This window comes from Tardiphaga sp. P4_G1 (assembly GCF_056401215.1).
Genome location: NZ_JBFUJU010000003.1, coordinates 379384 through 392840, shown reverse-complemented (window position 1 = coordinate 392840; position 13457 = coordinate 379384). Strand labels below are relative to the sequence as shown.

General features: G+C 61.9%; 8 protein-coding genes. 7 read left to right on the top strand and 1 reads right to left on the bottom strand.

The annotated features are described in order from the left end of the window. Positions 1-292: 292 nt before the first annotated feature. From rpsT to gyrB, 7 genes are all read left to right on the top strand, one after another. Complete coding sequence (gene rpsT, locus AC1DUY_RS09505; RefSeq protein WP_068729934.1) at positions 293-559, top strand: 30S ribosomal protein S20; 267 nt, start codon at positions 293-295, stop codon at positions 557-559. A 1237-nt stretch (positions 560-1796) separates the two neighbouring features. After that, positions 1797-3230 (top strand): chromosomal replication initiator protein DnaA, encoded by a 1434-nt coding sequence (gene dnaA / locus AC1DUY_RS09500; protein WP_309941879.1) that lies wholly within the window; start codon positions 1797-1799, stop codon positions 3228-3230. A gap of 244 nt (positions 3231-3474) precedes the next feature. Further along, on the top strand, positions 3475-4593 hold the full coding sequence (gene dnaN, locus AC1DUY_RS09495) for a DNA polymerase III subunit beta (protein WP_441231001.1): 1119 nt from the start codon (positions 3475-3477) through the stop codon (positions 4591-4593). A 206-nt stretch (positions 4594-4799) separates the two neighbouring features. Further along, complete coding sequence (gene recF, locus AC1DUY_RS09490; protein WP_184512397.1) at positions 4800-5948, top strand: DNA replication/repair protein RecF; 1149 nt, start codon at positions 4800-4802, stop codon at positions 5946-5948. A 160-nt stretch (positions 5949-6108) separates the two neighbouring features. Then, complete coding sequence (locus AC1DUY_RS09485) at positions 6109-8229, top strand: hypothetical protein (RefSeq protein WP_184512398.1); 2121 nt, start codon at positions 6109-6111, stop codon at positions 8227-8229. A 158-nt stretch (positions 8230-8387) separates the two neighbouring features. Beyond that, the gene (locus AC1DUY_RS09480; RefSeq protein WP_210291512.1) at positions 8388-9482 is read left to right on the top strand and encodes an FUSC family protein; all 1095 of its coding nucleotides are present in this window, start codon (positions 8388-8390) and stop codon (positions 9480-9482) included. 226 nt (positions 9483-9708) lie between these two features. After that, positions 9709-12150, top strand: a complete 2442-nt coding sequence (gene gyrB, locus AC1DUY_RS09475) for a DNA topoisomerase (ATP-hydrolyzing) subunit B (protein ID WP_184512400.1) — start codon at positions 9709-9711, stop codon at positions 12148-12150. 66 nt (positions 12151-12216) lie between these two features. Here the strand turns inward: gyrB and AC1DUY_RS09470 are convergent, their stop codons facing one another. Further along, on the bottom strand, positions 12217-13446 hold the full coding sequence (locus AC1DUY_RS09470; RefSeq protein WP_478113804.1) for an ABC transporter substrate-binding protein: 1230 nt from the start codon (positions 13444-13446) through the stop codon (positions 12217-12219). Positions 13447-13457: the final 11 nt, after the last annotated feature.

The following is a 13457-nucleotide window of genomic DNA, read 5'->3' as shown; positions in this document are numbered from 1 at the left end:
CAGCAACTTAACCGCCACTCTGCGGCTGTTTTTCGTCTAAAGGCGCAGCCGGAAGGCGTTGACGGTGGAAATCGGGCACTCTATAAGGAGCGCCAATGGCGGTGGGCGCAATCCCGCCGCCGCTGTTCTTTGAGCGGCGCGCCCCGTGAGTTTCGAAACGCGTGAGCTTTGCCGCTCCGGGGATAGCATTTTCAGGAACACCCCGGAAACAGATCAGCGTTGGCCGCAGTCGAGCGGCAGACGTCAATCAGCCCGGCGCCCGAGACGGGACGCTGCTGAAGGATAGTGAGATATGGCCAATACGACCTCCGCCAAGAAGGCGACGCGCAAGATTGCCCGCCGCACCATCGTCAACAAGTCCCGCCGCACCCAGATGCGCGGTGCAGTCCGCACCGTCGAGGCGGCGATCAAGAGCGGCGACCGCGAAGCGGCGCTGAAGGCGATGAAGCTCGCCGAGCCCGAACTGATGAAGGCTGCTCAGCGCAACCTCGTTCACAAGAATCTCGCAAGCCGCAAGGTCTCGCGTCTCGTCCATCAGATCGCGAAGCTCGCGCAGTAATCTGACGACAACATTCTTTCCAAAAAGCCCGGCTTCACGCCGGGCTTTTTTTATGCCGCAATGCGTTCGCGCTATCGCGTCACAAATTCTGATGAAGCGCAAAGACCGCCGCGCGCTTGCGCGATGCGCGTCTCGTCATGTCTCTTCAACGGCACAGCCGGAACGCACAACGCATCACACCGAGTGCCAATCCGCGTTATCGCTTGCGTCAGCGTGATTCTGAAAAAGCAACAGCGCCACGCCGCCAGCGCGAGTCCGATGTCTAGGGTTACCCTGACTCAACGCACAGAAAAAAACGCGCGGCTCTAATCACTTATCGGCATAGCGAAGCGGACCAGTTTGAAAACGCGGACTCGGCCCCTTCATTCGTAAATGAATTATGAATTTCTTTTTTCGCTGGATCGAATCTGCAACGGCACTGTCACATTACGATTCAGCGCGTTGATTCAAAACCTTGACGCATCGTCAAAAAAATCACGACGTGTTCCGGGCTGCGCAAGTGAGGCTTTTGCGGGGCACCCGAAAAATGATTCCGTTGCGAGAAACCGGGCGTGCTGTATTTCTTTAATCACTCGCGGCGCCCGCGGTTCTTCAGATCAGAGCGATTTAAGAACCAGGACGGACCTTAGGATCAGCGACGGTCTTCAGGTTAGCGACACCTTCCAAGCTTTGATCGGATCGCAGCCCATAGCAATATGGGAAGGGTTGTTCTGTGTCGAAATTTCTCGGGTATCCATTCGGATGCTTTGAAAAGAAATGCGCACCGTCCAATCGCAACCAGCAAAGCTGACGGTGCGGAAGTAAGCGGGCAGGCGAGCGGGCAAGACGACGATACGGGAATGCGACTGAACGAGTTTCGATGTTCAGCGTTGCGGACTGACTTTGAACCACATGTAAACTGACATCTTGCCGCGAGCGACCGCGGTGAGCGGGGGAGGCTTTATGCGCAAATCGACCACGACAGCATTCCAGCGACTGCGATCTGCGTTTCGTTCAGATATGGCAGCACATGCGGCGACCCACACCTCCGCGCACGCTCCCGACAGACCCTCCAGTACGCGCTGACCTCGCGACGAGGTCCTCTTCGACATCACTGATCTGACCTCGGCCGGATGGCCGTTGGCGGAGCTGTGCCCGAAGACGACGCGTCACACGAGGTCGCACCGCGTCTCCATACGCGGACATTCATCGGCAGCGTTGTGCCGGACACTCACTCTATCTGAAAAGTTCTCTGACAATGGCTAATATGGAACAGGATCACTGGTCTCGCGTGAAAGGTCGGCTGCGGTCGACGGTTGGCGAAGACGTTTACTCCAGCTGGTTCGCGCGGATGGATCTCGAAAGCGTGCAGGACGACAGCGTCCATCTTTCGGTACCCACCCGATTCCTGAAGAGCTGGATCCAGGCCCACTACGCCGAGCGCGTGCTGAACGCCTGGCAGGCCGAGATGCCGCAAGTTCATCGCGTCGATCTCACCGTGCGTTCGGCGATGCGCAACGTTGCGCCCGCCAACAAGGAAGCCGCAGCGCCGACCGAAGCGCGCCGCACCGAGACGTTCAACAACCGTCCCGCGCCCGAACTCCGCGCCACGGCCACCGCGCCGGTGTCCGCAAGCCATGAAGCACTCGGCGGCTCGCCGCTCGATCCGCGCCTGACTTTTGCGAGCTTCGTGCTCGGCCGCGCCAACACGCTGGCCCATGCTGCCGCGCGTCAGGTCGCCGAAGGTCGCCGCGGCGATCCGGTGATGTTCAACCCGCTTTACATCCATGCCGGCGTCGGCCTCGGCAAAACCCATCTGTTGCAGGCCGTGACCTGGGCTGGCAATTCCGGCCCCGACCGCAAGGTGCTGTATCTCACCGCCGAGAAGTTCATGTACGGCTTCGTCGCTGCGCTGAAGACGCAGACGGCGCTCGCCTTCAAGGAAGCGCTACGCGGCATCGACGTGCTGGTGATCGACGACATGCAGTTCCTGCAGGGCAAGACCACGCAGGCCGAATTCTGTCACACACTGAACGCGCTGATCGATGCCGGCCGCCAGGTGGTGATCGCCGCCGATCGTCCGCCGTCGGATCTGGAAAGCCTTGACGAACGCGTGCGTTCGCGCCTCGCCGGCGGTCTCGTCGTCGAAATGAGCTCGCTCGGCGAAGAGCTGCGCCTGGGCATCCTGAAGTCGCGCGTTGCTGCGGCCCGTGCACATCATGCCTCGTTCGAGGTGCCGGAACCGGTGCTGGACTATCTGGCCCGCACCATCACCCACAATGGCCGCGATCTCGAAGGCGCAATCAACCGCCTGCTGGCGCATTCGAAGCTGAACGCCACGCCGGTGACGCTGGAAATGGCCGAACGCGAAGTGCGCGACCTGATCCGCCCGCAGGAGCCGAAGCGGATCAAGATCGAGGACATCCAGCGTGTCGTCGCGCGTCAGTACAATGTCAGCCGGTCCGACCTCCTGTCGTCGCGCCGCACCGCCAATGTCGTGCGCCCCCGTCAGGTTGCGATGTATCTGGCCAAGACCCTGACGCTGCGCTCGCTGCCGGAAATCGGCCGCCGCTTCGGTGGCCGCGATCACACCACGGTTCTGCATGCCGTACGCAAGATCGAGGCGCTGGTCGGCAAGGACGTGGCCCTGCAGGATGAGGTCGAGACGCTGAAGCGCCAACTGCAGGAGTAAAAGCGTCCCCGCCCCCGACGCGCCAAAGCGTGCGCCGGGGCAGGACGAGGGTGTTAACCGTCAAAACATTGGGGGCCGGAAGCGCATCTCTCTTGCGCTTCCCGGCCATCCACGCCACCTTGCGGTCCCCCGCGGGATTGAGCAAAATCCACTTGATCGAGCTTGCGGGTGTCATCGCCGCGGCGCCCATTCGGGCCGCCAGGCATTTCCACACGACACCGGATTGAATCGGGCGGGTTTTGTTATGAAGGTCACCGTCGAACGCGCGCAACTCCTGAAGTCGCTGAGCCACGTGCATCGCGTGGTCGAGCGCCGCAACACGATTCCGATCCTGGGCAACGTACTGATCCGTGCCGAAAATGCCCGGCTGTCGCTAAAGGCCACCGACCTCGACCTTGAAGTCACGGAAACCCTGGCCGCCGAAGTCGGCACTGCCGGTTCCACCACCGTGCCTGCCCATATGTTTTACGACATCGTCCGCAAACTGCCGGACGGCTCCCAGATCGTGCTCGAAGCCGATGGCGACCGCTCGGTGATGGCGATCCGCGCCGGCCGTTCGCGCTTCACGCTGCAGACGCTGCCGGAGAATGATTTCCCGGATCTCGCCGCCGGCGAAATGACGCACTCGTTTGCGCTGCCCGCCTCCGACGTCAAACGCCTGATCGACCGCACGCAGTTCGCGATCTCCACCGAGGAGACCCGCTATTATCTCAACGGCATCTATCTCCACGCCACCGGCACCGCAACCGCGGCGACCCTGCGTGCCGTCGCCACCGACGGTCATCGTCTGGCGCAGATCGACCTCAAGCTGCCCAAGGGCGCCGACGGCATGCCGGGCGTCATCGTGCCGCGCAAGACGGTCGGTGAAGTGCAGCGCCTGATCGAGGATCTGGAAGCCGAGATCACCATCGAGCTGTCGCAGGGCAAGATCCGCTTCACGCTTGGCAACGTGGTTCTGACCTCGAAGCTGATCGACGGCACCTTCCCCGACTATGGCCGCGTAATCCCGCAGAACAACGACAAGGAACTGGTGATCGACAAGAAGGACTTCGAGAACGCAGTCGACCGCGTCTCGACGATCTCCAGCGAGCGCGGCCGCGCCGTGAAACTCGCGCTGTCCGCGGGCAAGCTGGTGCTGTCCGTGACCAATCCGGACTCGGGCAGTGCGACCGAAGAGCTTGAGGTCGAATACGCCTCCGACGCGCTCGATATCGGCTTCAACTCGCGCTATCTGCTCGACATCGCCGCCCAGATCGAAGGCGAAGTCGCCGTGCTGCGCCTCGCCGATCCCGGCTCGCCGACGCTGGTGCAGGACAAGGACGCCAAGGGCGCCCTGTATGTGCTGATGCCGATGCGGGTGTGAGTTCCTTCAGGTGCCGTCCCCGCGAAAGCGAGGACCCATAGCCTCCGAAGAACTAGTTGCAGCCAGGTAGCCACGACTCTGCCGTTTTATGCCGGCCGTGGTCATGGATCCCCGCCCCGCATGCGCCTTCGGCGCACTAGGCGGGGATGACAACGGAGATTGGCGCGGCGCGTTGCGACGACTTTAGCTGAGTCCCATATTCACGAATGACCGCCTCCCGCATCCATCGCCTGTCGCTCACCAATTTCCGCAGCTATCGCGCGGCGTCGCTGGAGACATCGGCGGACATGGTCGCCCTCGTCGGTCCGAACGGCGCCGGCAAGACCAATTGTATCGAAGCGATCTCGTTTCTGTCGCCCGGCCGCGGCCTGCGCCGCGCGACGCTCGAAGACGTTGCGAATAACGAAGGCGACGGTTCCTGGGCTGTGTCGGCGACTGTCGAGGGTGAGGTTGGTCTCGCCACACTCGGCACCGGCATCGATGCCCCCGCGGCAGAAGGTGCGTCCACCAGCCGTCGCTGTCGTATCGACCGCGAGCCTGTCGGTTCTGCCGCAGCGTTCGGCGATCACCTCCGCATGGTGTGGCTGACGCCAGCCATGGACCAGTTGTTCATGGGCGCCGCCTCCGAACGCCGGCGCTTCTTCGACCGCCTCGTGCTGGCCATCGACAAGGATCACTCCGGTCGCGTCTCCGCACTCGAGCGTAGCCTGCGTTCGCGTAACCGCTTGCTCGAAGACCGGAACAGCGACGCCCACTGGCTCGATGCCATCGAGCGGGAGACAGCCGAACTCGCGGTTGCCGTCGCCGCGACGCGCGGCCAGACTGCAATGCGGCTCGGAGAGATGCTGCGCGTGCGCGGCGAAGCCTCGGCCTTTCCATCCGCACTCATCATGCTCGACGGCTGGATGGAGAATGCGCTGGTCAATGAACCGGCCACGGCGGTCGAAGATCGTTATCGCCAGATCTTGCGCGATGGTCGCCCGCGTGATGCCGCCGCCGGCCGCACGCTCGACGGCCCGCATCTCACCGATCTGCAGGTGATCTATGCGCCGAAAAACATGCCGGCACGCGATGCCTCCACCGGCGAACAGAAGGCCCTGTTGATCGGGCTCATCCTCGCCCACGCCACGCTGGTCGCCGAGATGACCGGCATCACGCCGCTCCTGTTACTTGACGAAGTCGTCGCCCATCTCGACCCTGATCGGCGCAAGTCGCTGTTCGGCGAACTCTCGAAATTGGGCGCCCAGGTCTGGATGACCGGCGCCGATCCTGTTGCTTTCGCAGAAATCGGCCCATCCGGCGAGATTTTCGACGTCGCCAATGGGCATATCGCGCGGCGCCAGCCGGCCGGTTGAACCAAAGCAACACCTCCTACAACTCACTCTAAGTGCCCCGCGCAAATAATGTCGCTGCCCTTGTGGGCAGCGCTTTTGCATGCACGCAAGCAAACGCCGGAGGCTTTCAGTGATGTTTTCAAGCAAGCGCGGGATACAGCTCCCGGCCAGACACTGCCTGTTGGCCCTGCTCGTCAGCACCGCCATCGCCGGCGGCTCGCTGGCCTGCCGTGCGGAAGACGGCCTGGTGGATGTGAGAACGCTGCCGCATATCGAAGGCGCGATGGCCCGGCCTGAAGCCACCAAATACCCCAATCTCAGCGCCAGCTATTTCGGCGCAGGCAGCGTCGCAGACACCATTGCCAATACCGGAAAATTACTCGCAGCCGATGGCTGGATCGCCTACACGCCGCCACTCGAGGGATCAGATCGCAGCCGCTGGTACAAGAAGGGTGCGCAGGGCGTGTCAGCATCCTTCATGACTGACGGCAGCCGAACGGATCGGTCGGGGGTCAGCTACAGCTCGCAGCGCCTTGAGGTAAACCTGCCTTTCCCTGATCAGGCGACCGACATCGTCTATGACGAGCGGCGGCCGTATCTTGGATGCACGACGGCTGAAACCGTTGATGCGACGCTCGCCTTCTTTCAGAAAGAACTCGCTGCATTGGGCTGGTCGCCGCTGTCCGCGGGCGCAGCCGAGGCGCGTTGGCCGGATGCGAAGATCGACGAGACGATCGCGAATGGCGTGCGCGTCTATTTTTCTCGTGACGGCAACACGCGGCAATTGCCGGTGATGCTGACCTTACAGCGGAGCGCCGATAACAAGACCAGCGTCGAAATTCGCGTCGCGCCCTTCGCGCTTCCGCAAGATCTCGCTGCGGGCCCTGAATCCGCAGGCCTGCCGCGACCGGAACGCATTAAATCCGCAGGAACCACGGGCAGCGCGGATTCTATCAGGCGTGAAGCGCATGCGCTGATCCCGGCTGAACTTGGCCCGGTGCTGGCCTTCTATCGCCGCGAACTCGGCAAGAAGGGCTGGGTCGAACAGGGCAAGGACACCGTCGTCACCGCCGATCGCGCCTCGCTCGCATTCACATCGCCGGAAGAGACGGCAACGATGCAGATCGGTCGCAAATACGATCTGACCACCGTGCAGATCGACGTACAGGTTCTGCCATCGGTGATCACTGCGCGCGCCAAGGCCAAGAAGGAAGCAGACGACCGCTTTATCAAGGATGCACTCGCGTTCGGGCAAGCGGCTATTGCCGAAGCGGATGCGAAGCGCGCAGCGGCACAAGCCGCGCGTGGGCCGGAAACTGCGTTGCGCGCGATGAACGGTTCGAGCACACCGATTCCCGTCCCCGACACCGCCAGCGAGATCGACTTCGACGGCGCCGATGGCAGGCTCGCATTCACCAGCTCATCAAGCGTCAGCGCGCTGGCGGATTTTTACCGCAGCGGAATGAAGACGCTCGGCTGGAAGAGCACGCCGTCAGTCATCAACAATCCCAATATGGTGGTGTTGAATTTCAGCAAGGCCAAGCAGAGCATCTCAATGACGGCGATGCAGATGGGCCCGAAGGTCAATGTCACGGCGACAGGCTCGGGCCTGAAGGGCGCGCCTGTCGCAACCGTTGCCAGCAACACGACCACCACGGGCAACGCCAAGAGCGCCGAACAGGTTCTCGAGTCCGATGGCGACACCGATTATCCCACGCCGAAGCAGCGGACGTTGCGATCGCTGGGTACTTCAGGGCTGCCAGGCGGCGCGCCGTTCAGACATGAGTTGAGTGCATCTGTGCCTGCGGGACTGGACTCGGTTCTGGCGTTCTACCGACGCGAACTCACGCAGCGACAGTGGCAGGAAGACACGAAGAGCGCTGTCATCAAGCTGGACAGCGCCACGCTCGCCTTCAAGGCCCCCGATGGGCCGGCCATGCTGAAGCTGGAACGCCGCAACGACGAGACCACGGTCAGTCTGGTGGTGCGCCATCCCGCAGAAGCGACGAAGGCGGGCATCCTGCCTGCACTGGGCAAGGTTCGGCTGCTGTTCGGCAATATGGGCGACGCCGAAGTGTCGGTCAGCATCAACAACAAGACGATCAAGGTCGCGCCCGGCGTGGGCGGACCGCAAAATCCGAACGGGCCGACGATGGAACTGCCGCCCGGCGCCTACAAGGTCACGATCAAGGCCGCGGGCAGGCCCGCGCATGACAGTACGATCAAGGTGGCGGCCAACGACAGCTGGGGCCTGATGGTTGGCCCTGACGGTCGGGATATCCTCCCGCTGCAACTCTACTAAGAACAAAACGTGCAAGCGCGCCAGCGCGCGCGTCCGCCACTGCATTGGGCCATGAGAAATCGTCTGTTGTAGACCACGTTCGACAGCATAAATATCTGGCCATGCTGGTATTTTTGGCCATTCATCTATCGCGGATCGCACGCGCGTTCGGAACCGAAATGCGTTCGCTTCCGATTCCCGGACCGCGCATGATCGATGAGGCCGAATGCATCTGTTCGGTGCTGCTGGCGATCGTCTTGTCGCACGCCATCGGCGCTGAGAATGTCGGCTGGGCCGCATTCTCCGGCTACATGGTGATGCGCTCGCACGTCACCGAAAGCTTCACCCGCGGGCTGCTCCGTGTGATCGGGACGCTCGCAGGTGCAGGGCTCGCGCTTGCCGCGGCGCCGTTCGTGCTCAAGCAGCCATTGTTGCTGAGTCTCGGTCTTCTGATCGGCGGCGGCGTCACGCTCTATTTCGCCATCGTCGGCCGCCGCGCCTATGCTTGGCTGTTCACCGGCCTCACTTTCCTGATGGTGCTGATCGAAGGCATGGAGCATGCGCGCGAGCCGATCCTGCGCTTTGCCTCGACGCGCGTGCTCGAAGTGCTGGCCGGTACCACCGCTTGCGTCATCGTCAGTGCGATCTCGACCTGGACAGTGCGGCGCGCGCTACCGAATCCGGACAACAATCTGCGCGCCAAGCCGGTCGACCAGCCGACGCGACAATGGCACGCCACGGTGGCGCGTCACGCCTTGGTCGGCGGCATTGCATTGGCGCTGATCCCGTGGGCCTGGCAGTGGCTCGGCATCCCGTCGCTCAGCCAATCCAGCATCACGATCTTCGCGGTCATGCTGGTGCCGGCGGCATCGCTGGCGGACGGCATGCTCAGCCCGGTTTCCTCGCGCATGATGAACCGGCTGGTCGGCTGTCTCGCGGGCGGTCTGCTGGCCAGCGCGATCCTGCTGGTCAGCCAACATTCGCCCGTCGTGATGACCATCGGACTCGCGCTCGGCGTCATGATCGGCCGTCACATCGAAAATGGCCCGCCCTCCATGAGTTATGCGGGCCTGCAATTCACTTTGGCCTTCCTCGTGGTGCTGGTGCCTGACAACTACGCCAATGCCGCCCTGGAGCCCGGTTATGACCGCCTGTTTGGCATTCTGTTCGGAATGGTTCTGCTGGAGCCTGTCGTGCTGGCCGCGCATTTGATCGCCCGGCGCGGCCTGAAGGGGACCCCCGCCAAACCGGCTGCAGGATTGGCCGAAAAATAGCCTCTCGGATGCACGTAAGCCGCGCATTTCGACGCCCGGAACAGGCGCGAAATCAGGCTACGAAAACGGCCTCAAATCGGCTTGAAACGGCGCCAAAAAAACCTATTTATTCAATAGCTTGCTGCGCGTTACTTTGCGCTAGGCGCAATGCGCCTTTCATGGCACAAATAGAGCGATTCAAGCGCCGTTTTCCGCGCTGATTCGGCACACCTTCGAAGGCCCCTACATGACTGAACCAGCCCGGCAACCCATCGCCGACACTGAGCATGCCATTCCCATCGAATACGGTGCGGAATCGATCCGGGTCCTGAAGGGACTCGACGCCGTCCGCAAGCGCCCGGGCATGTATATCGGCGATACGGACGATGGTTCGGGCCTGCATCACATGGTCTACGAAGTCGTCGACAACGCGATCGACGAAGCGCTTGCGGGTCACGCCAGCGCCGTCGAAGTTATTCTGAATGCCGATGGCTCGGTGACGGTGCGCGACGACGGTCGCGGCATTCCCGTGGACATTCACAAGGGCGAAGGCATTTCGGCAGCCGAGGTCATCATGACCCAGCTCCATGCCGGCGGAAAATTCGACCAGAACTCCTACAAGGTATCCGGCGGTCTGCATGGCGTCGGCGTGTCCGTCGTCAACGCGCTGTCGAGCAAGCTGATCCTTCGCGTCTGGCGCAACGACAAAGAGCACCGCATCGAATTCGCCCATGGCGACGCGGTGGCGCCGCTCTCGGTGGTCGGCGATGCCAATGGCAGGCGCGGCACCGAAGTGACATTCTATGCCTCGGCGGAAACATTCACGACACTCGAATATGATTTCGCGACACTCGAACATCGTCTGCGCGAGCTCGCCTTCCTGAATTCCGGCGTCAACATCAGATTGTCGGATCTGCGTCATCCGGTCGAGAAGACCGAGAACATGATGTATGAGGGCGGCGTCGAGGAATTCGTCAAATATCTTGACCGCAACAAAAAGGCGATGGTGCCGACGCCGATCGTGATGCGCGCCGAACAGAGCGGCATCACTGTCGAAGTCGCGATGTGGTGGAACGACAGCTACCACGAGAACGTGCTGTGTTTTACCAACAACATCCCGCAGCGCGACGGCGGCACCCATCTGGCCGGTTTCCGCGGCGCGCTGACGCGTCAGGTCAACGGCTATGCCGAAGTTGTCGCCAAGAAGGAAAAGATCGCCCTGACCGGCGACGATTGCCGCGAAGGTCTCACTGCCGTGCTGTCGGTGAAAGTGCCCGATCCGAAATTTTCATCGCAGACCAAGGACAAGCTGGTGTCTTCGGAAGTGCGACCAGTGGTCGAGAACGTTCTCAACGAAGCCCTCGCCTCGTGGTTCGAGGAACATCCGACCGAAGCCAAGATCATCGTCAGCAAGGTGATCGAGGCCGGCGCCGCCCGCGAAGCCGCCCGCAAGGCCCGCGAACTGACCCGGCGCAAGGGCGCGCTGGATATCGCCTCCCTGCCCGGCAAGCTCGCCGACTGCCAGGAGCGCGATCCCGCCAAGTCCGAACTGTTCATCGTCGAGGGTGACTCGGCAGGCGGCTCCGCGAAACAGGGCCGCAACCGCGAATTCCAGGCCGTGCTGCCGCTGCGCGGCAAGATCCTCAATGTCGAGCGCGCGCGCTTCGACAAGATGCTCGGTTCCGAACAGATCGGCACGCTGATCACGGCGCTCGGCACCGGCATCGGCCGCGACGACTTCGACCTGTCGAAACTGCGTTATCACAAGATCATCCTGATGACGGACGCCGACGTCGATGGCGCGCATATCCGCACGCTGCTGCTGACGTTCTTCTTCCGCCAGATGCCGACGCTGATCGAAGGCGGCTATCTCTACATCGCGCAGCCGCCGCTCTACAAAGTGACGCGCGGCAAGTCCGAGCAGTACCTCAAGGACGAACGGGCGCTGGAAGACTACCTGATCGAGACGGGTCTCGACGATTGCATCTTCAAGCTCGCCTCGGGCGAGGATCGCACGGGCCGAGATCTGCTGGCGCTGGTGGAAGACGCCCGCGTCATCCGCTCGACGCTGAACAACCTGCACTCGCGCTATAATCGCAAGGTCGTCGAGCAAGCTGCAATCGCTGGCGTGCTCAATCCGAGGGTCACCGCTGATCTCGCCACCGCCAACGCCGCCGCCGACTACATCGCCAAGCGGCTGGATGCGCTGGCCGACGAAGTCGAGCGCGGCTGGATCGGTGAATTCCGCGAAGGCCAGGGCTTCTTTTTTGAACGCACGATTCGCGGTGTGAAGGACGTCTCCTTCATCGATGACGCCCTGCTCGGCTCCGCCGATGCGCGCAAGCTCGACGAATATGCCGGTAGCCTGCAGGAAGCCTATCCGAAGTCCGGCGTCCTGCGCCGCAAGGACATCGAATTCCCGATCCACGGCCCTGTCTCGCTGTTCGAGGCCGTCACCGACGCCGGCCGCAAGGGCGTGGCCCTGCAGCGCTACAAAGGTCTGGGCGAGATGAACCCCGGCCAGCTCTGGGAAACCACGCTCGACACCAATGAGCGTTCGCTGCTGCAAGTCCGGGTCAAGGAAGTCGATGAGGCCGACGACATCTTCACCAAACTGATGGGCGATGTGGTCGAACCGCGCCGCGAATTCATCCAGGACAATTCGCTCAGCGCGAATGTGGACGTGTAAGCGTATCGCACCCTAGAGATACAACTGAAAAGGCCCGCCATTCTGGCGGGCCTTTTTGCGTTTATCCTACTTCTTCACCAGCGGGCAGCGCGACTGCGCCAACGGCTGAAACGCCTGATCGGCGGGTACCGTGGCGAGCAGTTTGTAATAGTCCCATGGTGCCTTGGACTCATTCGGCTTCTTCACCTCGAACAGATACATGTCGTGGACCATACGACCATCTTCGCGGATCTTGCCGTTCTTGTAGAACACGTCATCGACGGGCAGTTCACGCATCTTCTTCATCACCTCTTCGGTGCTGTCGGTGCCGGCGGCCTGCACGGCTTTCAGATAATGCAGTACCGATGAATATGTGCCGGTCTGAAGCATGTTCGGCATGGCGTTCATCTTCCCGTAGAAGCGCTTCGACCACTTCCGCGTCTCGTCGTTCATGTCCCAATACGACGCCTCGGTGATCGTCAGCCCCTGGGCCTCCTTCAGCCCGAGACCGTGAACGTCGTTGATAAATCCGGCCAGTGCCGAGAGCTTCTGGCCGCCTGCTGTCAAGCCGAACTCTGCCGCCTGCTTGATCGAATTAATGGTGTCGCCGCCGGCATTGGCGAGAGCCACAACCTTGGCCTTGGACGACTGTGCCTGCAGTAGGACGGAGGCGAAGTCCGCGGTCCCGACCGGGTGTTTCGTTGCACCGGCGACCTTGCCGCCCGATGCCTTGACGACATCGCCAGTGTCCTTCTCAAGGCCTTGACCGAACGCATAGTCCGCCGTCACGAAATACCAGGTATCGAAACCCTGGCTGACAAGCGCCTTGCCAGTGCTGTTCGCGATCGCGAATGTGTCATAGGCCCAATGAACCACATAGGGTCCACACACCTCGTTCGTGATCCGGGTCGATCCCGGCGAGCTCAGCGTGATGATCTTCTTCTTCTCCTTGGCGATTTCAAGGACGGCCAAAGCAGGCGACGACGACGCAACGTCGAGAATGGCATCGACCTTGTCGGTATCGAACCATTTGCGTGCAGCGTTGGCGGCAATATCGGGCTTGTTCTGGTGATCTGCGAATACGACTTCGACCGGCATGCCGAGGACCTTGCCGCCGAAATCCTCCACCGCCATCTGCGCCGCAGTCACGGCACCCTTGCCGGTAATGTCGGCATAGACGCCCGACATATCCTCGATCACGCCGACACGGACGACGCCATCCGAGACCTGTGCGTTCTGCGCCAAAGCAGAGACCGTGCAAAGAAAAACGCTGGCAATTGCCGTCGTAAAGCACACACCCAGTTCAGATCGTCTCATATCCTCCACCC

What these genes read in the sequence shown, in the direction of transcription:
- rpsT (WP_068729934.1), top strand. Translation starts at nt 293, where the DNA reads ATGGCCAATACGACCTCCGCCAAGAAGGCGACGCGCAAGATTGCCCGC.
- dnaA (WP_309941879.1), top strand. Translation starts at nt 1,797, where the DNA reads ATGGCTAATATGGAACAGGATCACTGGTCTCGCGTGAAAGGTCGGCTG.
- dnaN (WP_441231001.1), top strand. Translation starts at nt 3,475, where the DNA reads ATGAAGGTCACCGTCGAACGCGCGCAACTCCTGAAGTCGCTGAGCCAC.
- recF (WP_184512397.1), top strand. Translation starts at nt 4,800, where the DNA reads ATGACCGCCTCCCGCATCCATCGCCTGTCGCTCACCAATTTCCGCAGC.
- AC1DUY_RS09480 (WP_210291512.1), top strand. Translation starts at nt 8,388, where the DNA reads ATGCGTTCGCTTCCGATTCCCGGACCGCGCATGATCGATGAGGCCGAA.
- gyrB (WP_184512400.1), top strand. Translation starts at nt 9,709, where the DNA reads ATGACTGAACCAGCCCGGCAACCCATCGCCGACACTGAGCATGCCATT.
- AC1DUY_RS09470 (WP_478113804.1), bottom strand. Translation starts at nt 13,446, where the DNA reads ATGAGACGATCTGAACTGGGTGTGTGCTTTACGACGGCAATTGCCAGC.